This is a genomic window from Novosphingobium sp. NBM11 (assembly GCF_015390225.1).
In the GTDB taxonomy this organism is placed as follows: Bacteria; Pseudomonadota; Alphaproteobacteria; order Sphingomonadales; family Sphingomonadaceae; genus Novosphingobium.
This window is the reverse complement of sequence record NZ_VUOG01000001.1, coordinates 1,030,430-1,052,530: the sequence shown is the minus strand read 5'-3', so window position 1 is coordinate 1,052,530 and position 22,101 is coordinate 1,030,430. Positions and strand designations below refer to the sequence as shown.

Here is a 22,101-nt window from a genome sequence, read left to right as displayed (position 1 = left end):
AAAGCTCCCCATGGCCCTGATCCTCGGTATCGAATCTTCCTGTGATGAAACCGCCGTCGCCATCATCGATGGCAGCGCCGGTTCGCTGGAGGCGCGCATCGTCGCGCAGCGCATTGCCTCGCAGGACGCCGAACACGCGCCCTATGGCGGCGTGGTGCCCGAGATCGCCGCGCGCGCGCATGCCGAAGTGATCGCGCCGATGGTGGGCGCGGTACTCGCCGACGCGGGCCTGACGCTGGAGGACATGGACGCCATCGCCGCGACCGCCGGGCCGGGCCTGATCGGCGGCGTGATGGTGGGGCTGGTCACCGGCAAGGCGCTGGCCATGGCGGCGGACAAGCCGCTGATCGGCGTGAATCATCTGGAAGGGCACGCGCTGTCGCCGCGCCTGGCCGATCCCGATCTGGCCTATCCCTATCTGCTGCTGCTCGTTTCGGGCGGGCATTGCCAGATCCTGGAAGTGCGCGGACTGGGCGATTATCGCAGGCTGGCCACGACGATCGACGATGCGCTGGGCGAAGCCTTCGACAAGACGGCCAAGATATTGGGCCTCGGCTATCCGGGCGGACCGGCGGTGGAGCGCCTGGCGCGCGAGGGCGATCCGCGCGCAGTGCCGCTGCCGCGCCCGCTGGTGGGCAGCGGGGAGCCGCATTTCTCGTTCGCCGGCCTGAAGAGCGCGGTGATGCGCGCAAAGGATTCGGGCCTCCATGCCGATGCCGATATCGCCGCCTCGTTCCAGCAGGCCGCGATCGATTGCGTGATCGACCGGACCCGGTTGGCGCTGGAGTCGGTGCGGGATTCCGGAGCGGAGGGCATGAGCGCGCTGGTAGTGGCGGGGGGCGTGGCGGCCAACGCCGCGTTGCGCGGGGCGCTGGAAACGCTGGCCGCCGGTTTCGGCCTGCGGCTGGTGGCGCCGCCGGGCAAGCTGTGCACAGATAATGCCGCGATGATCGGCTGGGCTGGCGCGGAACGCTTCGCTTTGGGATATACGGACCCGCTCGATCTGCCGGCGCGCCCGCGTTGGCCGCTCGATGCCAATGCCGCGCCGGTGCGCGGCGCGGGGGTGAAGGCATGAGCCAGGGAGTGGGGGCCGGGGACAGCGCCGCGATCGGCGTCGTCGGCGCGGGGGCATGGGGCACCGCGCTGGCGCAGACTCTGGCCAGCGACGGGCGCGCGGTGCTGCTTTGGGCGCGCGAGGCCGAACTGGTCGATCAGATCAACACCGAACGGCGCAACGCGCTGTTCCTGCCTTCGGCGACGCTGCATCCCACCATCCGCGCCACCGGCGATCTGGAGGAACTGGCGGCACTTGCCGTGCTGCTGGTGGTGACGCCGGCACAGCATCTGGCGTCGGTGCTGGGCGCGATGGCGCGCAAGGGCGGTGATCTGGTGCTCTGCGCCAAGGGGATCGAGGCGGGCACGGGGCGGCTGATGGCCGACGTGGCGCGCGATGTGGCGCCCGATGCCGAGATCGCCGTGCTGTCCGGGCCGACTTTCGCGCACGAGGTGGCGGCGGGCCTGCCCACTGCGGTCACGCTGGCCTGTGCGGGCGGCGAGACGCAGTGGCAGCGGCTGTCCGCCGCCATCGCCCGGCCGACGTTCCGGCCTTACTATTCGGACGACGTGACCGGAGCGGAGATCGGCGGCGCGGTCAAGAACGTGCTGGCCATCGCCTGCGGCGTGGTCGATGGGCTGCAACTGGGCCAGAATGCCCGCGCCGCGCTGATCAGCCGGGGCTTTGCCGAAATGCAGCGCTTCGGCATGGCGATGGGCGCGCAGGCGGAAACGCTCTCGGGCTTGTCGGGCCTTGGCGATCTGGTGCTGACCTGTTCGTCCACCTCCAGCCGCAACTTTTCGCTGGGCAAGGCGCTGGGCGAAGGAACCAGCGCGGCAGCGGCACTGGCGGACCGCGCCACGGTGGCGGAAGGCGCGTTCACCGCGCCGGTGCTGGCGGACCTTGCCCGAAGCAAGGGCATTTCAATGCCGATCGTGGAAGCCGTGGCGGCGCTGCTCGATGGCCGGATGCCGGCGCGCGAGGTGGTCGCACACCTGCTGTCTCGCCCCTGCGCGCGGAAAACCCGCTTGGCTGACGACAACGAACAAAACGATATTGCCGCGCTGGCCAAGGGCGGGAGGACGAATTTCTTCGGCTTCCTGCTGCGTCTGGCGGCGCGCATCCCGTTCCTGTTCATCGCCGGACGCCTCTATGGCGCGGACGAGCTGGGGCGCTTCGCCTCGGCCACGATCGCGGTGGAACTGGCCGCGCAACTGGCGACGCTGGGGCAGAAGCGCGGGCTGGCGCAGCAACTGGCCAAGGACGATCGGCCTGCAGCGGCGGTGGTGGCCGACGCCCTGCTGCTTTCCGGCCTGGTTTCCGCAGTGCTGGCGGTGCTGCTTTATGTTTTCCCGGCGCCGATGTTCCCCAGCGGCGAATTCACGCCGCTGCAACGGCTGCTGCCATTGACGATCCTGCCGCTGGCGCTGGGCGATATCGCGCTGGCGGCCCTGGCCTATCGCTTCGACGTGGGCACCACGGTTCGCGCACGGGCGGTTGTGGAGCCGTGGACGCTGTCGATCGCGGCGGGTGGGCTGTGGCTGGCGGGCACTTATTACTTCCCGCTGCGCGAGAGTGGGCTGATCCTGTCCTATGTCGCGTCGATCTTCGGGGCGACGCTGACGGCCTTCGTGCCGCTGCTGCGCAGCTATGGCCTGCCGCGCGTGTGGTCGCCGCGCCCCGGCGATCTCCTGCGGCTGGCGGGGCGCAACCTGCCGCTGGCTGGTGCGGACGCGGTGGAATGGGGCACGCGCAAGCTCGACATCTTCATCCTGGGCACGTTCGCGCCGCCGGCGGCAGTGGGCGTGTACTACGTGGCGCAACAGGTCGCCTCGCTGCCACAGAAGCTCAAGACCAGCTTCGAGCCGATTCTCGGCCCGGTCATCACCCGCAATCTGCGCGAAGGCAATTATGCCGCGATCGCCCGGCAGGTGTGCCAGGCCGGATTCTGGATCACCGCCGCGCAGGCCGGCATCGCGCTGGCGCTGGGCATTCCGGGGACCGGCGTGATGGGGCTGGTCGGGCCGCACTTCGTGGCCGGCACCGGCGCGCTGGCATTGCTGCTGACCGCCGAGGTCGTCGCGGCGACGGCGGTGGTGAGCGAGGCCGCGCTGATCTACGTCGCGCGGGTGCGCAACCTGTGGATCAGCCTGGGCACGATCGGTCTGCAGGCCGCGCTGACTGTGGGCTTGATCCTGCTGGCGAAGAACATGGGCTTCAACACGCTGGTGCAGGCCGCGGCCGCGGCCGCCGCGCTCGCCCTGTCGCTCGCGCTGTCCTCTCTGCTCAAGGCGCGGCTGCTTTCGCGCATTCTGGGCGAGAGCATCAACAACTGGCGCTGGGCGCTGGTGTGGGCGGCGGTGCCGGCGGTGCTGGTCGGCTGGTTCGTCAAGATGCTGCCGGAATGGGCGGAACTCGCCTTCGGCATCCCGGCCATCCTGGGCGTCTATTGCCTTGTCATCTGGAAGCGCGGATTCGGGCCGGAAGACCGCGTGCTGTTCCGCAAGCAGACGGCCTGAGCCCACCAGTAACGGCCCGGCAACGTCTCGCAACGTTCAGTCACCATTCACGGCGCGGACGGTGTTCTTCCCTTCGAGGATCGGATGGAGAAGGGGACCGTAGCATGAGAGGATTCAAGGCCGCCGTGGCGCTTTCGACCGCCGTTGCCCTGCTGGCCGGGTGCGCCGCGAAGCAAGCCGCGCCGGAGAAGGCCGTGGGCGCCGCGCAGGGTGTGAACGAGACGGCGAACGACGTCGTGGTAACCGCGCAGCGCGCCGGTCCCGTAGCCAACCTCCAGACACCGCCAGCATCACCGCCGCCTCCTCCGCCGCCGATGTACGCGCCAGCGCCGGCCATTGCCCGCGCCGAAGCGGTGCGGGGCAAGGCGTTCGTCCCGCCCGTGGTGGTGCCGTCCGATCCGGGCAACGAGCGCTATGACGGCAAGGAGGTCAGCCCGGTCCATCTGACGCGGGCCGAGCCGGTCTCCACGTTCTCGATCGACGTCGACACGGGCGCCTACGCCAATGTCCGCCGCTTCCTGTCGCAAGGCCAGATGCCGCCGAAGGACGCGGTGCGGACCGAGGAACTGATCAACTATTTTCGCTACGATTATCCGCTGCCCGAAAAGCGCGAGGCACCGTTCAGCGTGACGACCGACGTGGCGGTCACCCCATGGAACCCGGATACGCGCCTGCTGCGCGTGGGCTTGCGCGGCTATGACCTGCCCCGTGCAAGCCGCCCACCGGCGAATCTGGTGTTCCTGGTCGACGTTTCGGGCTCGATGAGCGATCCGGACAAGCTGCCGCTGGTCAAGAGCGCGCTGGCCGGGCTGGCCGACGAACTGGGCGAGAAGGACCGCGTCTCGATTGTGGTCTATGCCGGCGCGGCGGGCATGGTGCTGGAGCCGACCAACGACAAGGCCAAGATCCGTGCCGCGCTCGACCGGCTGAACGCGGGCGGTTCGACGGCGGGCGGCGCGGGGCTGCAACTGGCCTATCAGGTGGCGCGCGGATCGTTCATCGACGGCGGCGTGAACCGCATCCTGCTGGCCACCGACGGCGATTTCAACGTGGGCGTGTCCGACACCAAGGCGCTGCTGCAGATGGTCGAGCGCGAGCGCGACAGCGGCATCACGCTGACTACGCTGGGCTTCGGGCAGGGCAACTACAACGAAGCGATGATGGAGCAGGTCGCCGATCACGGGAACGGCAACTACGCCTATATCGACAGCGCGCTGGAGGCCCGCAAGGTGCTGGCCGAGCAGATGGCGTCCACGCTGTTCACCATCGCCAGCGACGTAAAGATCCAGGTGGAGTTCAATCCCGCCGTGGTCTCGCAATACCGCCTGATCGGCTACGAGAACCGCGCGCTGCGCGAGGAGGACTTCGACAACGACAAGGTCGATGCGGGCGAGATCGGCGCCAGCCATCAGGTCACCGCGATCTACGAGGTGGTGCCGGCGGGCGGCAAGGGCTGGATCGCGCCGCGCAAGTACGAGGATGCGCCGGCGGTGGCCGCCACCACGAAGGCGGGCGAAATGGCCACGGTCAAGCTGCGCTACAAGCTGCCGCGCGAGACCGCCTCGCGCCTGATCGAGCGGCCGGTACCGACGCGACTGCTGGCGGGCGCCGCCGCCCCTTCGGGCGACATGGCCTTTGCCGTGGCGGTGGCCGCGTTCGGCCAGAAGCTGCGCGGCGATACCATGCTGGGGGCATGGTCCTGGCCCGATATTGTCCGGCTGGCGGGGCCGCAGCGCGATTACTGGCGGCAGGAATTTGGCAAGCTGGTGTCGGTCGCCGGATCGCTGCAGAAGGAATAGCGTGCTTGGCCGGCCCGCTCCCCCGTTGATCTGACTTGGCAACACGCCCGCGCCGTGGGAAAGGCGCGGGCGTGTAAGGCTTGCCGGGGGATGTCCGGTGCGCCGGGTTGGGGAGCGTTTCATGGTCGATTGGATCGAGGCGAACTGGATTGTGGCGGGCGCGGCCGTGGTGCTGGCGCTGCTGGTCATCTGGTGGCTGTTCGGGCGGGTAAAGCCGGCTCCCACCCGGCGTGAATTCGATGACGTTCTGTCCGAAGGCGCGGCGCCCGCGCAGCGCAACACCGCGCTGATCGATGCGCCGCCCGCCGCCGCCATTCCCGCGATCACGCCCCCGCCGGGCGTGGAGCTGATGGCGGGTCTGGGCGAAGTGGTGGCTGCCGCCGCGACCGGCGAACTGACGCAGGTTGCGGCATCGGCTGATGATGAAGCGGACGACCTTTCGAAGATCAAGGGCGTAGGCCCCAAGTTGCGCGCAGCGCTGACCGAACTGGGCGTGACCCGCTATGCCCAGATCGCCGCCTGGACCGACGAGGATGTCAAGGCGATCGACGCGCGCCTGGGCACGTTCGCCGGCCGCGCGACGCGCGACAACTGGGTGGAGCAGTGCAAGTTCCTCGCCAGTGGTGACACCGCCGGCTACGAGGCGAAGTTCGGCAAGCTGTAAGGCGCGCGCTACTTGCGGCGCAGGGTGAGCCACAGCGCGGTGCAGACCGCTCCGACGGCGGCGCAGGCCATGTCCTTCTGCGCGTCCCACATATCGCCCTGCTGACCGTTGTAGGCGTCCGCGTCAGCGCCGGCCATGACGACCGTCAGCAGCCATTCGAAGATTTCGTAGAAGGCGCTGGCGCCCAGCACGAATTCGACGGCGAGATAGACCGACAGGCCCCGTCGCACGCCGCCGTGGCGCGCGAGCCATGCCGATACGGGTGGCACCATCAGCAGCCCGAAGCTGAAATGGACCAGCCGATCATAGCTGTTGCGGCGCAGGCCGAACAGGTCACCCGGCGCGGGAAGGCCCAGCGCGCGCGCCCAGGCATCGTATGGCACGTTGGAATAGATGTAGCGGCCGCCCAGCGTGTGCAGCGCGAGGAACAGGCAGATGCAGGCCACGGCGCCGGTCGGGATCGGCCAGCGGCGCAGCGCCAGCGCCAGGCCGCCGGCAATCACCAGCGTCGGCAGGTTTTGCAGCGGAGCAAGGTGCGGGAAGGGCGTGTCGATCAGGCTGAACAGCGCGCCCGCCGCTGTCAGTAGTAGCAGCGCGGCCTGCGGCCGGGGCAGGCGCGCGCCGTTCACCGGATCAGTACTTGCCCCAGACGAACTTGGACGAGAGCGCGAAGTTCCACACCGAACCCAGCACGATGCCGACGATCACGGCGACGAAATCGTGGAAGCCCATGGCCTTGAGCGCCGCCGCCGAGCCGACGTTGGTGAGCAGGCCCAGCGAGCAGGTCATGGCGAACTTGGCCCAGCCGCGCATCAGCGGGACGAAGCCGCGCAGCCGCTTGTCGGAATAGGTCAGCTCGTTGTTCAGCACGAAGTTGAAGGTCATCGCGATCACGGCGGCGATCGTGTTGGCCACGTTGAAGGTCACGTTGCTGGACCAGTGGCCATAGACGAAGCGTTCGCCCAGCAGCAGGTGCAGCACCAGCCACAGCGCGCTCATCTGTACGCCCACGCCCAGCGCGCCCACGGTGCCGAACAGGGCGAAGCGGGTGGGGATGAAGCGGCCCAGCCACTTGTCGTAAAGGCCGATGAGGAATTCGAACACGACCGTCTGGTCGAGCTTGGATTCCCCGTCCAGCCTGGCCGCGAAATGCAGCGGCAACTCCTTGACGCGCAGCGGCGCATCGACCGTGGCGAGAATGTCGAGCAGGATCTTGAAGCCCACGCCGGAAAGGCGGTGCGCATCGGCGCGCAGCGTTTCGGCGCGCAGCATGAAGAAGCCGCTCATCGGGTCGGACAGCTGCACGCCGGTCACCTTGCGGGCGATCCGGTTGGCGAGGCCCGATGCCTTGACGCGATCGGGCCGGCCCCAGGCATCGACGCTGGCGCCTTCGGCGAAGCGCGAGGCGTAGGCGAGGTCGTATTCCCCGCTTTTCACCGCCGCGAGCATTTCGGGCAGCAGCGCGGGATCGTGCTGGCCATCGGCGTCCATCACCGCCACGATCGGGGCGGCGGTGGCGCACATGCCCTCGATCGCGGCGGAGGCAAGGCCACGCCGCCCGAAGCGCTCGATTACGCGGATGCGCGCATCCTGCTGCGATATGGCGCGGGCTTCGTCTGAGGTGCCGTCCGGGCTGTTGTCGTCGACGAAGATGGCTTCCCACGCGATGCCGGCCAGCGCGGCGTCGAGCCGGGCGACCATGGGGGCAAGGTTCTTGCGTTCCTTGAACGTGGGCAGGATGACAGCGAGTTCGATCATAAGGGGCGGGCCTTTACAGCCTTGCCAGCACGGCGTCACCAATTTCCGTCGTGCCCGCCGTTCCGCCAAGATCGCGGCCGAACAGGCCGTCTTCCTGCGCGGCTGCCACGGCGCGTTCGATACGGTCGGCCTGTTCGGCCAGACCCAGCGAGTGGCGCAACAGCATCGCGGCGGACAGGATGGTGGCCATCGGGTTGGCCAGGCCTTTGCCGGCGATGTCGGGCGCGGAGCCGTGAATCGGTTCGTACAGGCCGAACGTGCCGTATTCGGTCTGGCGCTCGCCAAGCGAGGCCGAGGCGAGCATTCCGATCGAGCCGACGCACATGCTGGCCTGATCGGACAGGATATCGCCGAACAGGTTGCCGGTGACCATCACGTCGAACTGGCCGGGGTTGCGCACCAGCTGCATCGCCGCGTTGTCCACGTACATGTGATCGAGCGTGACGTCGGGATATTCCTTTGCGACTTCGACGATCACGTCGCGCCACAGCTGCGAGGTTTCGAGCACGTTGGCCTTGTCCACCGAGCAGACGCGGTGCGCGCGGGTGCGCGCGGCGCGGAAGGCGACGTGGGCGATGCGACGCACCTCGCTTTCCGAATAGGACATCACGTCATAGCCTTCGCGTTCGCCGCTCGCGGTGGTGCGGAAGCCTTTTTCGCCGAAATAGACGTCGCCGTTGAGTTCGCGCACGATCAGCAGGTCGATGGCGGAAGCGACTTCGGGGCGCAGCGCGGAATGGTCCTCAAGGCCCTTGAACACCTTGGCCGGGCGCAGGTTGGCGAACAGCGTCAGTTCCTTGCGCAGCCCCAGGATCGCCTGTTCGGGGCGCAGGTGCCGGTCCAGCGCGTCGCAATCGGGATCGCCCACCGCGCCGAACAGGATGGCATCGGACTGGCGCGCGATTTCCAGCGTCGCGGGGGGCAGCGGATGGCCGTGGGCCTTGTAGGCCGCGCCGCCGACCGGGGCCTGCTCCATGGCGATATCGCGCAGGCCAAGCGCTTCGATCACCCGTACCGCTTCGTGCGTCACTTCGGGGCCGATGCCGTCGCCCGGCAGAACTGCGATCTTCATGTGCATCCCTCGATCAAGCGTCCATGCGTTTCAGCCGGTCCAGCAGAATCGCGCGGGCCGCCATAACATCGCGGTGGCCATCGGCAAGCAGGCGGTTCCCGATGGCCGTGCCATGCCGGTCCAGGCGGTTCAGGAGCGCCGGCCAGTCCTCGTCCGCCGGCGGGGCGGGGGCCGCTCCATAGCCCACTTCCCGCAGCAGCAGCGCTTCATACCCCGCCAGCGCCCGTGCCCAGCCGCGCGCGGAAGGAGCGTGGCATATCGCGTCGAGCGTCGCCCCCAGCGCGGCGTGAAGCGCGGGATAGGGATAGCCTTCGGGCAAGGTCGCGGCGGTCAGCGCGCAGGCCCAGCCGATCGCCGCGCTGGGCAGCGGTTCGGTCAGCCATGGCCCCCGGCTGGTGACGAGTTCGATCCGCGCAGAGGGAAGCTGGCTGTCGTTGCGCGCGCGCAGATCGGCGTCCAGCACGTTACCCGGGATCAGCAAGGGGCGCATTTCCCGTCCGCGCGCACCCGCGACATAGGCGGCGACAAGCCCGTGATCGGCGGTCAGCAGGCGCACCACGGCCCCGTGTTCGCCGTGGGCGCGGACGGCGCAGAGGATGGCGGGCGCGCGAATGTGCATCGCGTTTTCCTGTGGGGGCCAAATCGCATTCCGGCAAGCGCGACAATTCCTTGATTGGAACCGGAGCCGATGTGCGATAGGCTCCCAAGGTATGAAGCAGCTCTTCCAGCATGCCGCAGTGACGGAGGGCGTGACCGTCCGGGTCGCGGTCAATTTCCTGCCCGAACAATCCCGCGTAGATGCGGGCAAATGGTTCTGGGTCTATCACATCCGCATCGAGAACGACTCGGCGCAGCGGTTCCAGCTTCTGTCGCGCCACTGGCGGATCACCGATGGGCGCGGCAACGTGAACTTCGTCGATGGCGAAGGCGTGGTGGGCGAACAGCCGTTGCTCGAACCGGGGCAGACGCACGATTACGTTTCCGGCTGTCCGCTCGGCACGCCGCAGGGCAGCATGGAAGGGCACTACACCATGCAGCGCCCGGACGGATCGCTGTTCGAAGTGGCGATCCCGTTCTTCCCGCTGGCCGCTCCGGCCACCGCGAACTGACGCAGGGAAGGAAACGAGGATGAAGCGGACGCACCTGCCGCTCAATGGCCTGCGCGTGCTCGATGCGGCGGCACGGCACCTTTCGTTCACCCGCGCGGCCGATGAGCTGGCGGTGACGCCGGCGGCCGTGGGGCAGCAGATCCGCGCGCTGGAAGACCTGCTTGGCGTGGTCCTGTTCCGTCGCACCTCCAAGGGTCTGGAACTGACCGACGAGGCGCTAGCCGGGCTGGATGCGATCCGCGAAGGCTTCCTGCGGTTCGAGGAAGGCGTGCAGGCGATGCAGGCCGGCCAATCGAGCCATGTTTATACCATCGCCTGCCCGCGCGACGTGTTCGCCGCCTGGCTTTCCCCACGCCTTGCCAGCTTCCGCGCAAGCAACGACCAGTTGCGCTTCGCGCTGGTGGGGGGCGATGTGGACATCGATTTCACCGAAGCCAATCTCGATCTCGCCGTGCGCTGGGCCGAAGGGCCGGGCGATCTGGAAGGGATCGCACTGGGCGAAGCGGCGGTGATCGTCGTGACGGCCGTCGGCAGCGATGGCGGCGACGCGCCGTGGATCGGCTGGCCGGGCGATCCCGCGCCGGGCGGTGAAGGTGCGGACGTGGCATTTTCGGTCGGCGATGCCGGCACCGCGATCAGCGCCGCCGCCGCCGGGCTGGGCAAGGCGCGCGTGCCGGTGCTGCTGGCGCAGACCGCCCTCGCCGAAGGGCGTGTCGCCGCCGTGGGCGAAGCCGAGCCGAGCCGGCGCGGCTATTGGCTGGTCGCGCCGCTGCCGCAATGGCGGCAGAAAAAGGTCAAGGCGCTGATCGCCGCGCTGACGGACTGATCCGCGTCGGGCGCGAAGCCTGCTGCCTCAGTGGTCGACGATGATGCGCGGCGTTCCGGGCGGGTGCAGGCGGCGGAACAGGCGTCCCTTCTCGCTGAACAGCACCAGCATCAGGGCCAGGATTCCGGCGGCCAGGAAGGAAACCGCGAGCGGGCGTGCGGTGCCGTCGAAGGCTTGCCCGATCATCATGCCGATGAACGAGCCGAGCGCCATGCGCATGAACGCCTGGACCGAACTGGCCGCGCCGGCGATCTTGGCGAAGGGCTGGAGCGCGATCGAGCTGAAATTGGCGCCGACGAAGCCCATCAGGCACATGTTCATGGCGATCAGCGGCATGAACTGCCACAGCGTCTGGTGCGGGCGCGTGGCAAAGAACACCTGCAGACAGCTTACGCCGATATAGACGAACAGCGCCGTGTGCGACACGCGCCGTGCGCCGAAGCGTTCGACGATGCGCGAGTTGGAGAAACTGGCGCAGGCCATCGTCACCGCCGTCGCGCCGAACAGCAGAGGGAACGCGCTGCCCGCGCCGAAGTGTTCCGCGACCAGCTGTTGCGAGGAATTGATGTAGCCCAGCAGCGCGCCGAACATCAGCGATCCGCCAAGGACATAGCCGATCGACGCGCGGTTCGAGGCGGCGGCGATCATGTTCACCACGATCGCCGTCGGATTGATCGGCTGCCGGAATTCCGGCCGCAGCGTCTCGTCGAGCCTGAGGGCGACCCACAGCCCGACCAGCGCGGCCATCACCGCCAGCATGATGAAAATCCAGCGCCAGCCCGCGAACAGCAGCACGAACTGCCCCACGCTGGGCGCCAGCATCGGCACGACCATGAACACCACCGAGATCGTCGACAGCATTCGCGCCATGCGATCGCCGCTGTGGCGATCCCGGATGATCGCACCGGGCAGAACCGTAACGCCCGAGCTGCCGACCGCCTGCAGCGCCCGCAGCACCAGCAGCGTATCGAAATCCCGCGCCATCGCGCAGGCCAGCGAGAACGCGATGTACAGGCCCAGGCTGGTCAGCACCACGGGGCGCCGGCCGAAGCGGTCCGCCAGCGTGCCGGGCAGCAGCGCTCCCACGCCGGCGGAGAGCAGGAAGACGCCCACCACCAGTTGCCGTCGGTTGGGGTCGGTCACGTTCAGGTCGTGCGCGATCTGGCCCAACGCCGGCAGCATGCCGTCGATCGCCAGCGCCTGCAGCGCCATCAGCATGGCCATCATCGCCACGAATTCGCGTCCCCTGGGCGTTCCTGGCGTTTCCTCTGGCTGGTGGTGGTTCTCGCTAGTCATTGAAATCGGGGTAGTCCGTTCGGGGGATTCACCCCAGCCCTTTATGCCCTGGGGCGAAATAGGCTAGCCTGCAAATCATGGAACCGGCGCGAAACGATCCCGGCGAGGAAGAGTCCGGCGACGGGCTGCGCAAGATCATCCATGTCGACATGGATGCCTTCTATGCCAGCGTCGAACAGCGCGACGATCCTGCCCTCAAGGGCAAGCCGGTGGCGGTCGGCGGTTCGTCGGAGCGTGGGGTGGTCGCGGCGGCAAGCTACGAGGCGCGGGTATTTGGCGTGCGCTCCGCCATGCCATCGGTCCGGGCGGCGCGGCTGTGCCCCGGCCTGATCTTCCGCAAGCCCCGGTTCGATGTCTATCGCGGTGTATCGCAGCAGATCCGCGCGATCTTTCACGACTACACGCCGCACGTCGAACCGCTGGCGCTGGACGAGGCCTATCTCGACGTCACCGACGACATCCGCGGGATCGGCTCCGCCACGCGCATCGCCGAATTGATCCGCCAGCGCATCCGCGCGGAAACCGGGCTGACCGCGAGCGCGGGCGTATCGTACAACAAGTTCCTGGCCAAGCTGGCGAGCGACCAGAACAAGCCCGATGGCCTGTGCGTGATCCGGCCGGGCGAGGGCGCGGCCTTCGTCGCCGGCCTGCCGGTGCGCCGCTTCCATGGCATTGGTCCGCGCGGCGCGGAGAAGATGGCGGGGCTGGGGATCGAAACGGGCGCGGACCTGCTGGCGAAGGACCTGGCGTTCCTGCGCAGCCATTTCGGCAGCCTGGCGGATTACCTCTATCGCGCCGCGCGCGGGATAGACCTGCGCCGGGTGCGCGCCGACAGGCCACGCAAATCGGTGGGTGGCGAGCGGACGTTCGATCGTGACCTGTCTTCCGGCCCTGCCTTGCGGGAGGCGCTGGAGCGGATCATCGACATCGTATGGGACCGTATCGAACGGGCGGGCGCGCAGGGCCGAACAGTCACGCTCAAGATGAAGTCCATCGATTTCACTAATATGACGCGGGCGAAATCGTCCCCGCGCGCGGTGGCGGACAAGACCGTGTTCGCCTCCATGGCGCGCGATCTGCTGGAAGCCGTGCTGCCCCTGCCGCAACCGATCCGGCTGATGGGCCTCACGCTCTCCGCGCTGGAAGGCGATCACGACGACGACGATGCGGAGCCGCAGTCCGGGGAGGCGGCGCGGCAGCAGGCGGAACTGCCGTTTTGAAGGGGCGACGGGGTGAGTGATATGGTGGGACGGTTACAGTACAACGATAGCGTTCAGAACGCCCATTAGGGCAAGCATGAGCAGGAAAGTACCGACCACAAGGCAGCCAAACGTGGTTCGATCAGGCTTTCGGCGATTGGTCATCGCGCCTTGCCGCCTAGAACCAGCTTCGGACGCCGATCGCCAGACTGACGGTTGAGGCCCTTTCGCCGGCCAACGCCCCAAGGCGGGCGGTTTCACCGAGCCGGCGTTCCCAGTGGACGCCGATGTAGGGCGCAAGCTGGCGTGTGATCTGGTAGCGTAGCCGCGCCCCGGCTTCGAGCCGGTCGAAGCCCGCGCCGGTGCGCAGTTCGGGCACGTCCTGGAACGCGGCGTCAAGTTCCACGGCGGGCTGGAGGATGAGGCGGTTGGTCAGCCGCAGGTCGTAGCTGCCTTCGACGCGGGCGTGGACATCGCCCTTGTCCGAGACCAGCAGCTGCGCTTCCACATCGAACCAGTAGGGGGCCAGGCCGTCTATCCCGAACGTGGCGTAGGTGCGTTGCGGGCCGGGCTGGAAATCGTGGCGGACCCCGGCTTCCACGTTGAAATAGGGTGCGATGGCGTGGCGCCACAGGGCGCGCAGTTCGATCCGCTCCGCCGTTTCGCCGAACGCGCCTTCGCCTTCGCTGGCGATGACCAGCTTGTCCAGATCGGCGCCGATCCAGGCCTCGCCTTGCCAGCCATAGCCGTCACGCCCCCGGACGGCGCGGTATTCCAGCCGGTCGACGATCAGCGCGTTGCCGAAGAAGCGGCCTTCCCTTGCCAGATCGGCACGCGCGGCGGCCATGCGCGCGGGATCGAAGAAGCGGTCGGCCGGATGGTCGGTGGTGACGGGGGGAGGCGGTGCGTCGCCGGGCGTGTCGGCATCGTCTTCATCCGAGGCGGGCATGGCGTGCCTCGCGTGCGGATCGCTCTGCTCCATGCCCTGCATCGGGTGGCCCGAATGATCCATGGCGCCCATGTCGTGTCCCGCGAGAACATCCTGGGCGTGGGCATCCTGTGCGTGGGCGGGCATGGCCAGCGTGAACGTGGCGGCGGCGAGCAGGAGGGGCAGGGCACGCACGGTCACGCCTCCCCTTCGCGGCGCACGGTGACGACGCGCATCATCCCCGCGTGCATGTGCAGCAGCATGTGGCAGTGGAACGCCCAGTCGCCCTCGGCATCGGCGGTGAGATCGAACGCGACCTTGCCGCCGGGGAGGACGTTGACGGTATGCTTGCGCGGCCGGTGCCCCGGATCGCCGGTGACGAGTTCGAAGAAATGGCCGTGCAGGTGGATCGGGTGCGGCATCATCGTGTCGTTGATCAGGGTAACGCGCACCCGCTCGCCCAGCCGGAACGGAATAGGCTTCGCGCCGCCGGAGATCGTCTGACCGTCGATCGACCACATGTAGCGTTCCATGTTGGCGGTCAGGTGGACGTCGATCTCTCGCGTGGGGGTGCGGTGATCCGGGTTGGCATCGCGCGCGCGCAAGTCGGCATACGTGAGGACGCGGTGGTCCACGTCCTCCAGGCCGGTGGGGCGGTCGGCCAGCCGGTCCACCGGCATCGGCGCGATCATGGCGACGCCCGGCCCCATCTTCACCGACGGCGCGTTGGCGCCATCGCGCATGGCCATCGAATGGTGCATTTCGCCCATGCCCTTCATATCCATGCCCATATCGCGCATGGTGAGGACCGGGCGGGAGCGGATCGGCGGGATTGGCGCCACCATTCCCGGCTGGGTGGCCAGCGTGGCGCGTACCTGTCCGCTGCGGTCCAGCGCCTCGGCCACGATCGCGTGCGGGCCGGCGCCTGCGGGCGTGACGATCACGTCGTAGGTTTCGGCGATAGCAATCTGTATTTCATCGGTTTCTACCGGCCGCACGTCCAGCCCGTCGGCGGCGATCACGGTCATCGCCAGACCGGGGATGCGCAGGTTGAAGTTGGTCATGGCCGATGCGTTGATCACGCGCAGCCGCACGCGTTCGCCCGGCGCATAGAGCGCGGTCCAGTTCGCCGCGCTGTCATGCCCGTTGACGAGGTAGCTGTAGGTGGAGCCGGTCACGTCCGAGATGTCGGTGGGGTCCATGCGCATCCCGGCCCAGGCGAGGCGGTCCTTCGCGCTTTGGTCGCGCCCGGCCAGCAGGCCGGACAGCGTCTGCTTGCGCATGTTGAAGGTGCCGCTCATCGCCTTCAACTGGCGCATGATCGCGTGCGGGTGGAGCGGGCTCCAGTCGGCCAGCATCAGCACGTATTCGCGATCGTAGGCCACGCCGGAAGGCGTGGCGGGATCGATCACGATCGGGCCGTAGAGGCCGACTGCCTCCTGCATCCCCGAATGGCTGTGATACCAGTAGGTGCCCGCCTGGCGCACCGGGAATTCATAGGCGAACGTCTCGCCCGGATCGATGCCGGGGAAGCTGAGGCCGGGCACGCCGTCCATCTGGAACGGCACGAGCAGCCCGTGCCAGTGGATCGAGGATTGTTCCCGCAACTGGTTGGTCACGTCGATCCGCACGGTCTGCCCTTCGCGTAGGCGGATGAGCGGGCCGGGAATGGAGCCGTTGATGCTGACGGCGGCGGCCGCGCGCTTCCCGACCGAAAACCGGCTTTCCCCGATCGTCAGCGCGATCCGATCACCGCTGAGCGCCTCGCCGATGCCGGCCGTTGCGTCGGGGCCGACCGCCATACCATGATGACCGCCGTGCGCGCCGCGCGCCCAGGCAGGGAACAGCGGGGCCAGCGTAGCGGCAAGCGCAAGCGCGCCTTGTCCCATGAGCAGGTCACGGCGGTTGAAAACAATAGGTTCGGCCATGGACCGGGAGATAGGCGCTGGTGGCCCATGTCGTCCAGCGGCGCAATGCGCGCCCTGTGAAAGAACGCGGTTTAGAGGCTCTCGCGCCAGCGGGCGAGACGGAGGACGGCTTCTTCCAGCATCGCCGCCGGCTTGCAGTGGCACAGGCGCAGGATCGACGTGGGGCCGTCGGGGCCTTCCCACAGCGCGGAGAGCGGGATCGAGGCGACGCCCGCCTCGCGCACCGCGCGCTCGCTGAACGCGCGATCGTCGAGCGCGATGCCCGAGGCCGCAAGGTCGATGCAGGCGAACCATGTCGCCGCGTTGTCGAGCACCGCGAAGCCTTCACGGCGCAGGCCGTCGATCAGCACGGCGCGCGAGGCGGCCCAGCTGGCCTGACGCCCGGCGGCGATGGCGGGATCGGCCAGCGCTTCTGCCAGCGCCCACTGGAGCATCGGCGGTGTGGTGAAGGTCAGGAACTGGTGCGCGCGGCCCAGCACGGCGGCCATGGCCGGCGCAGCGACCATCCAGCCGACTTTCCAGCCGGTGGCGCCGAAGATCTTGCCGGCCGATCCGATCTTGATCGTGCGCTCCGCCATGCCGGGCAGGGCCAGCAGCGAACGGTGCGGCTTTCCGTCGAACCGCACGTTCTCCCAGACTTCGTCGCAGATCGCGATCAGGTCGTGCGCCACGCACAGCTCCGCCAGCGCGGCGAGTTCCGCGTCGGACGCGACCGTGCCGGTGGGGTTCAGCGGATCGTTGAGAACGAGCGCGCGGGAGCGCGGCGTGATCGCGGCGGCGATGGCGTCGCGGGAATAGCGCCAGTGCGGCGGGCGCAGCGGCACGAACACCGGTATCCCGCCGGCGCGGCGCACCAGTGGCGCATAGGCGTCGTAAGCCGGGGCGAACAGGATCACCTCGTCGCCGGGGCTGACCACGGCCAGGATCGCGGCGGCTACGGCTTCGGTCGCGCCGGAGGTGACGATCACGTTGTCTCGCGCAAGGGGCAGCCCTTGGGCACGGGCATAGAAGCCGGCCACGGCATCGCGCAGTTCGGCGAGGCCGGCCATCGGCGGATACTGGTGCGAACGTTCGCGCGTGGCGCGGACGACGGCCTCGACCAGTTCGGGCGGCGGCGTATCGTCCGGAAAGCCCTGGCCCAGATTGATCGCGCCCTGTTCGCGGGCAAGGCCGGACATATGTTCGAAGATGGTGACGGGCATCCCGGTATAGACCGGACTGAGGCGTTGCGCGGGCGTGGTCATCGTCGGTCGGTCTAGCTTGGAGGCGCGGCGGAAGAAAAGCGCCCTTTCAATGAAAATCACGCGAACGCGGCAGAATGCGGACATCGCGCGGGTGCCGGCGGGCGGCGCCGGGCGGATTGGGCATGGTGGGCCGGATGGCCTCGTCGGCGCGGGAAGGCGGGCCAAGTGCGGCCTGCGTTTCGGACAGATGAGCGAGCATGGCGGTCACGTCGGTCACCCGGCTGGCCATCAGATGCACGACGCCTTCCTTGCTGCGCTGGATTTCGCCCGCGATCACCATCAGCCGCGCGGCCATGACGGCGCGGCGCTGCTTCTCGAAATCGCGCGCCCACAGCAGCGCGTTGACGATTCCCGTCTCGTCCTCAAGCGTGATGAACACCGCGTTGCCCTTGCCCGGCCGCTGGCGGACCAGCACCGCGCCGGCGCAGCGCACGCGCGCGCCGTCCTTCGCGGCGTTGACTTCGGCGCAGGAGAGCACGCCACGCCGGGCAAAGCGGGCGCGCAGGAACTGCATGGGGTGGCCTTTCAGCGAAAGGCGGTGCGTCTGGTAATCGGCCGCCACTTCTTCCGAAAGCGGCAGCGCGGGCAGGGCGGGGTCGCGTTCGCGGCCCAGTTCGGGCGCGTCCATCGCGGCAAACAGTGGCAGCTGCACCGGCGGCATCCGGCGCACTTCCCACCCCGCCTCGCGCCGGCCATGGCCCAGCGAACCGAGCGCATCGGCATCGGCCAGTAGATGCAGCGCGCGGGGCGGCAGATCGGCGCGGTGGGCCAGCGTCTCGATCGAGACGAAGGGCGCGTCGCCGCGCACGCGGGCGATGGCTTTTGCCCAGTCCTGCCGGAAACCGTCGATCTGGCGCAGGCCCAGCCGCAGCACCCGCGCGCCTTCCAGCGTATTGTCCCACGTGCTCGCGCCCACGTCGATCGGGTGGACGGTAACGCCGTGTTCCCGCGCATCGCGCACGATCTGCGCGGGGGCATAGAAGCCCATCGGCTGGCTGTTGAGCAGCGCGCAGGCGAAGACTGCCGGATAGTGGCATTTCAGCCAGGCGGACACATAGGCGAGCGAGGCGAAGGCCTGCGCGTGGCTTTCCGGAAAGCCGTAGTCGCCGAAGCCCTTGATCTGTTCGAAGCAGCGTTCGGCGAAATCGCGTTCGTAGCCGCGCCTGACCATGCCTTCGACCAGCTTCTCCTCGTAGTTGTGGATCGTGCCGTTGCGGCGGAACGTGGCCATGGCGCGGCGCAGGCCATCGGCTTCGGCCGGGGAGAACCCGGCGGCGACGATAGCGAGCTTCATCGCCTGTTCCTGAAACAGCGGCACGCCCAGCGTCTTGCCCAGCACTTCGCGCAACTCGCCCGGCGGGCCGGGGAAGACGACGGCCTCCTCGCCGTTGCGCCGCCGCAGATAAGGGTGGACCATGCCGCCCTGGATCGGACCCGGCCGCACGATGGCGACCTGGATGACAAGGTCATAGAGGGTGGCCGGCTTCATCCGGGGCAGCATGGCGATCTGCGCGCGGCTTTCGACCTGGAAAGTGCCGATGCTGTCTCCCTTCTGAAGCATGGCATAGGTTTCCCGGTCGTCCTGCGGCACGGTATCCAGCCGGTGATCGCCCAACTGCCACTGGCGCATCAGGTCGAAGCTCTTGCGGATGCAGGTGAGCATGCCGAGCGCGAGGACATCGACCTTCATGATCTGCAGTTCGTCGATGTCGTCCTTGTCCCATTCGATGAAGGTGCGATCGGGCATTGCCGCATTGTGGATCGGCACGAGTTCGTCGAGCCGACCCTGGGTCAGCACGAAGCCGCCGACGTGCTGCGACAGGTGGCGCGGGAACTGGAGGATTTGACCGACCAGATCGCGCAGGCGGGCGAGTTCGGGATTGGCGGCATCGAAGCCGGCTTCGCCCAGCCGGGCCTCGGGCAGTTCCTCGCCGCCCCAGCTTCCCCAGATCGTGCCCGAGAGCCGCGCGGTCACATCCTCGGTCAGCCCCAGCGCCTTGCCGACCTCGCGGATCGCGCTGCGCTGGCGATAGTGGATCACCGTGGCGGCGATGCCGGCGCGCTCGCGGCCGTAGCGTTCGTAGATGTACTGGATCACTTCCTCGCGCCGCTCGTGCTCGAAATCGACGTCGATGTCGGGCGGTTCGTTGCGGTTCTCGGACAGGAAGCGCGAGAACAGCAGCTTTTCTTGCACCGGATCGATCGGCGTCACGCCCAGCAGATAGCAGACCAGCGAATTGGCCGCGCTGCCGCGCCCCTGGCACAGGATCGGCGGATCGAGGCTGCGCGCATGGCGCACCACGTCATGCACGGTCAGGAAGTAATAGGCATAGGTGCGCTCGCGGATCAGGCGGAATTCCTCGTCCAGCGTCCGGCGGTAAGCCTCGGGCAGGCCATCGGGGAATTTCCGCATGGCCGCTTCGTGGACCAGATGTTCCAGCCAGGCCTGCGGTTCCCAGCCTTGGGGAACGGGTTCGTGCGGGTATTCGTAGCGCAAGTCGTTCAGCGTGAAGGCGATGCAACCGAACAGGTCGCGCGTCGCCGCCAGCGCTTGCGGACAAGCCTGGAACAGACGGGCCATTTCCGCCGGGGGCTTCAGATGCCGTTCGCCGTTGGCGGCCAGCAGGCGTCCGGCGGTTTGCAAGGTCCGCCCCTCGCGGATGCAGGACAGCACGTCGTGCAGTGGCCGCGTGTCCGCCGTGGCGTAAAGCGCATCGTTGCTGGCGATCGGTGGAACGCCGGTTTGCGTGGCCAGCGCCAGCCGCCGCGCCAGCAGCCGCGCGTCGCGCCCGGCGCGCGGCATGGTGACCGCCAGCCACAGATGCGGGGTGGCCTGGCGCAGCGTGCGCAGCAGCGCGGCATCGCCGTCCATCGCGATCAGCGCCATATCCTCGCAATGGTCCACAAGATCGGCCAGGGTTAGGTGGCACGATCCCTTTTCGGCGCGGCGGTTGCCGACCGTCAGCAGGCGGGTCAGCCGGCCCCAGCCGTGCCGTGTGGTGGGATAGGCGACCACATCGGGCGTGCCATCGGCAAAGACCAGCCGCGCGCCGACGATCAGGCGAAAGCCGCCGCCCGGCCCACCGACCTGCTTCCACGCGCGATGGGCGCGGACCACGCCGGCTACGGTATTGCGATCGGCGATACCGATGCCGGCCATGCCGAGCGCGTGCGCCTGCCCCACCATGGCTTCGGCCGATGAGGCGCCGCGCAGGAAGCTGAAATTGCTGGCCGCGACCGGTTCGGCGAAAAAGGGCGGCACGGTCATGCGAACAGGCCGTGCAGGAACCAGCGCGGATCGCTTTTTTCGTCGAACAGGCCGTGGCGAAACATCCAGTAGCGCCGGCCTTCGCTATCCTCGATCCGGTAATAATCGCGGGTGAGGCCACCCAGCTTGCCGAGGTGCCCATCCTGCCGCCGCCACCATTCGGGCGCGATCCGTTCCGGGCCTTCCGCCAGCCGCACCTCGTGGACCTTGCGCCGCCAGCGGAAGCGCTGCGGCGGTCCGTCCGGCACGCCGGCGATCACGGCGACCGGCTGGGGCGGATCGAACAGGGTGAGGGGGCGGAGCGCCACTTCCTTTCCTGAAGCGAGGGGCCATGTCGAAACCGGGGCCGATACCGTGTTCTCGATGGCGGGACGCAGGCGTTGCGCGGCTTCGGGAATATGGGTGTCGGCGGGGTGCAGGCGCGTGACCCGGTCCGCGCCCAGCCGCACGCTGAGCCGGTCGATCAGGGCATCGAGCGTATCATCGGCCGCTGCGCGCCCGCCTTCCAGCGCATCCTGCCGGGGGGCAAGCGGTTCCACGCGGGGGACATCGAGCAGGATCGCGTCGAAGCCGAAACCGGGATCGAGCGGATCGGCCAGCGTATCGATGCGTTCGCGCATCAGGCGCAGCACCGTGGCGGGATCGCGCACCGGGTTGCCGGTATCGATCGCGAGTTGCCGTCGCGCGCCGTCGCTGCGCTCCAGCGTGACCGCGAACCGGCGCCCGCCCGCGTGCCGCTGCTCCATCTGCTGCGCCGCCTGCCGCAGCAGGTCCTCGATCACCTCCAGCGCATCGTCGGTGCGGATCAGCGGCTCGGCGAAGCGGGCCTCGGCCCGGACCGGGACGGGGGGCAGGCGCGGGGCGACGGGGCTGGCCGTTTCGCCCAACAGCTGCCGCAGACGCATGACCGCGCTTTCGCCGAAGCGCGCCGCCAGCCCCGCCTGTGGCCGTCGGGCCAGATCGCCGATCGTGCGCAGCCCCGCGCGGCGCAGCGCGGTCAGGGCATCATCGGGCAGGTCGAGCGCGCTGACGGGCAGGGCGTGGATGTCGCCCCGGTTCCCGTCCGCGCCATGCCGGGCTAGCGCGCGCGCGGCCATGGCGTTGCCGGCGAAAGCGTGGCGGGTGGTGGCCCGCGTGGCGGCAAGGACGCGGCGGGCGAGCGCTTCCTCTCCGCCGAACAGGTGCGCGCAGCCGGTCACGTCGAGGATCAGCCCGTCGGGCGGATCGGGCGTGACGACCGGGGTGAAGCGCAGCATGGCCCGGGCCAGGTGATCCAGCGCCTGCCGCTCGGCGGCGGGATCGCACGGCAGCGTCGCCAGCGCGGGGCAGCGCGCCCGTGCGTCCGCCAGCGTCATCCCGGCGGAAAGACCGGCCTTGCGGGCATGGCTGTCCACCTGCGCCAGGCGCAGGGCGTTGCCCGTGCGCATGACCAGCGCG

17 protein-coding genes are annotated in these 22,101 nt (G+C 68.7%); 7 read left to right on the top strand and 10 right to left on the bottom strand.

Annotated elements, in window-relative coordinates; genetic code table 11:
- Positions 1–10 precede the first annotated feature (10 nt).
- The 4 genes from tsaD (at position 11) to F1640_RS04970 (ending at position 6,036) form a co-directional block, all read left to right on the top strand.
- On the top strand, positions 11–1,075 hold the full coding sequence (tsaD, locus tag F1640_RS04985; RefSeq protein ID WP_194918054.1) for a tRNA (adenosine(37)-N6)-threonylcarbamoyltransferase complex transferase subunit TsaD: 1,065 nt from the start codon (positions 11–13) through the stop codon (positions 1,073–1,075).
- Positions 1,072–3,573: an NAD(P)H-dependent glycerol-3-phosphate dehydrogenase gene (locus F1640_RS25120; protein WP_255530254.1), complete on the top strand. Its 2,502-nt coding sequence runs from the start codon at positions 1,072–1,074 to the stop codon at positions 3,571–3,573. Before tsaD ends, F1640_RS25120 begins: the two co-directional genes overlap by 4 nt.
- Before the next feature lie 104 nt (positions 3,574–3,677).
- Positions 3,678–5,372 (top strand): VWA domain-containing protein, encoded by a 1,695-nt coding sequence (locus F1640_RS04975; protein WP_194918051.1) that lies wholly within the window; start codon positions 3,678–3,680, stop codon positions 5,370–5,372.
- Between the two features lie 121 nt (positions 5,373–5,493).
- Positions 5,494–6,036, top strand: coding sequence for a hypothetical protein (locus tag F1640_RS04970; RefSeq protein ID WP_194918050.1), 543 nt, complete (start codon positions 5,494–5,496; stop codon positions 6,034–6,036).
- An 8-nt stretch (positions 6,037–6,044) separates the two neighbouring features.
- Here the strand turns inward: F1640_RS04970 and F1640_RS04965 are convergent, their stop codons facing one another.
- The 4 genes from F1640_RS04965 to F1640_RS04950 are packed head-to-tail and all read right to left on the bottom strand — an operon-like array spanning position 6,045 to position 9,485.
- The gene (locus F1640_RS04965) at positions 6,045–6,665 is read right to left on the bottom strand and encodes a DUF2238 domain-containing protein (RefSeq protein WP_124808455.1); all 621 of its coding nucleotides are present in this window, start codon (positions 6,663–6,665) and stop codon (positions 6,045–6,047) included.
- Positions 6,666–6,669: 4 nt separating this feature from the next.
- Positions 6,670–7,794, bottom strand: a complete 1,125-nt coding sequence (locus tag F1640_RS04960) for a glycosyltransferase family 2 protein (RefSeq protein ID WP_124808456.1) — start codon at positions 7,792–7,794, stop codon at positions 6,670–6,672.
- Between the two features lie 13 nt (positions 7,795–7,807).
- The gene (leuB, locus tag F1640_RS04955) at positions 7,808–8,866 is read right to left on the bottom strand and encodes a 3-isopropylmalate dehydrogenase (RefSeq protein WP_194918048.1); all 1,059 of its coding nucleotides are present in this window, start codon (positions 8,864–8,866) and stop codon (positions 7,808–7,810) included.
- Between the two features lie 13 nt (positions 8,867–8,879).
- Positions 8,880–9,485, bottom strand: a complete 606-nt coding sequence (locus F1640_RS04950) for a DNA repair protein RecO (protein ID WP_194918046.1) — start codon at positions 9,483–9,485, stop codon at positions 8,880–8,882.
- Positions 9,486–9,576: 91 nt separating this feature from the next.
- Here F1640_RS04950 and apaG point away from each other — a divergent pair, with 91 nt between their 5' ends.
- Together apaG and F1640_RS04940 are read left to right on the top strand one after the other, a co-directional pair.
- Complete coding sequence (gene apaG / locus F1640_RS04945; protein WP_124808459.1) at positions 9,577–9,975, top strand: Co2+/Mg2+ efflux protein ApaG; 399 nt, start codon at positions 9,577–9,579, stop codon at positions 9,973–9,975.
- A gap of 19 nt (positions 9,976–9,994) precedes the next feature.
- On the top strand, positions 9,995–10,801 hold the full coding sequence (locus tag F1640_RS04940) for a LysR family transcriptional regulator (RefSeq protein WP_125956567.1): 807 nt from the start codon (positions 9,995–9,997) through the stop codon (positions 10,799–10,801).
- Positions 10,802–10,828: 27 nt separating this feature from the next.
- Here the strand turns inward: F1640_RS04940 and F1640_RS04935 are convergent, their stop codons facing one another.
- The gene (locus tag F1640_RS04935) at positions 10,829–12,097 is read right to left on the bottom strand and encodes a multidrug effflux MFS transporter (protein ID WP_194918044.1); all 1,269 of its coding nucleotides are present in this window, start codon (positions 12,095–12,097) and stop codon (positions 10,829–10,831) included.
- A gap of 77 nt (positions 12,098–12,174) precedes the next feature.
- Here F1640_RS04935 and dinB point away from each other — a divergent pair, with 77 nt between their 5' ends.
- A complete protein-coding gene (gene dinB / locus F1640_RS04930) occupies positions 12,175–13,317 on the top strand; it encodes a DNA polymerase IV (protein ID WP_194918042.1) in 1,143 nt (380 codons plus the stop codon).
- Positions 13,318–13,474: 157 nt separating this feature from the next.
- Here the strand turns inward: dinB and F1640_RS04925 are convergent, their stop codons facing one another.
- The 5 genes from F1640_RS04925 to F1640_RS04905 form a co-directional block, all read right to left on the bottom strand.
- Entirely contained in the window at positions 13,475–14,419 is a 945-nt protein-coding gene (locus F1640_RS04925) for a copper resistance protein B (protein ID WP_309229198.1), read from the bottom strand.
- Positions 14,420–14,421: 2 nt separating this feature from the next.
- Positions 14,422–16,152 carry a copper resistance system multicopper oxidase gene (locus tag F1640_RS04920; protein WP_194918040.1) on the bottom strand — a complete coding sequence of 577 codons (1,731 nt, stop codon included), beginning with the start codon at positions 16,150–16,152 and terminating at the stop codon, positions 14,422–14,424.
- A 71-nt stretch (positions 16,153–16,223) separates the two neighbouring features.
- On the bottom strand, positions 16,224–17,396 hold the full coding sequence (locus F1640_RS04915) for an aminotransferase (protein ID WP_194918038.1): 1,173 nt from the start codon (positions 17,394–17,396) through the stop codon (positions 16,224–16,226).
- Positions 17,397–17,442: 46 nt separating this feature from the next.
- Positions 17,443–20,664, bottom strand: coding sequence for an error-prone DNA polymerase (locus tag F1640_RS04910; protein WP_194918036.1), 3,222 nt, complete (start codon positions 20,662–20,664; stop codon positions 17,443–17,445).
- Complete coding sequence (locus F1640_RS04905; protein WP_375336199.1) at positions 20,661–22,067, bottom strand: DNA polymerase Y family protein; 1,407 nt, start codon at positions 22,065–22,067, stop codon at positions 20,661–20,663. Before F1640_RS04905 ends, F1640_RS04910 begins: the two co-directional genes overlap by 4 nt.
- Positions 22,068–22,101 lie beyond the last annotated feature (34 nt).

Bases quoted from the DNA above. Each gene is read 5' to 3' on its own strand.
- F1640_RS25120 (WP_255530254.1), top strand. From the start codon at position 1,072: ATGAGCCAGGGAGTGGGGGCCGGGGACAGCGCCGCGATCGGCGTCGTC.
- F1640_RS04950 (WP_194918046.1), bottom strand. From the start codon at position 9,485: ATGCACATTCGCGCGCCCGCCATCCTCTGCGCCGTCCGCGCCCACGGC.
- F1640_RS04940 (WP_125956567.1), top strand. From the start codon at position 9,995: ATGAAGCGGACGCACCTGCCGCTCAATGGCCTGCGCGTGCTCGATGCG.
- F1640_RS04975 (WP_194918051.1), top strand. From the start codon at position 3,678: ATGAGAGGATTCAAGGCCGCCGTGGCGCTTTCGACCGCCGTTGCCCTG.
- apaG (WP_124808459.1), top strand. From the start codon at position 9,577: ATGAAGCAGCTCTTCCAGCATGCCGCAGTGACGGAGGGCGTGACCGTC.
- F1640_RS04960 (WP_124808456.1), bottom strand. From the start codon at position 7,794: ATGATCGAACTCGCTGTCATCCTGCCCACGTTCAAGGAACGCAAGAAC.
- F1640_RS04915 (WP_194918038.1), bottom strand. From the start codon at position 17,396: ATGACCACGCCCGCGCAACGCCTCAGTCCGGTCTATACCGGGATGCCC.
- dinB (WP_194918042.1), top strand. From the start codon at position 12,175: ATGGAACCGGCGCGAAACGATCCCGGCGAGGAAGAGTCCGGCGACGGG.
- F1640_RS04920 (WP_194918040.1), bottom strand. From the start codon at position 16,152: ATGGCCGAACCTATTGTTTTCAACCGCCGTGACCTGCTCATGGGACAA.
- F1640_RS04910 (WP_194918036.1), bottom strand. From the start codon at position 20,664: ATGACCGTGCCGCCCTTTTTCGCCGAACCGGTCGCGGCCAGCAATTTC.
- tsaD (WP_194918054.1), top strand. From the start codon at position 11: ATGGCCCTGATCCTCGGTATCGAATCTTCCTGTGATGAAACCGCCGTC.
- F1640_RS04935 (WP_194918044.1), bottom strand. From the start codon at position 12,097: ATGACTAGCGAGAACCACCACCAGCCAGAGGAAACGCCAGGAACGCCC.
- leuB (WP_194918048.1), bottom strand. From the start codon at position 8,866: ATGAAGATCGCAGTTCTGCCGGGCGACGGCATCGGCCCCGAAGTGACG.
- F1640_RS04970 (WP_194918050.1), top strand. From the start codon at position 5,494: ATGGTCGATTGGATCGAGGCGAACTGGATTGTGGCGGGCGCGGCCGTG.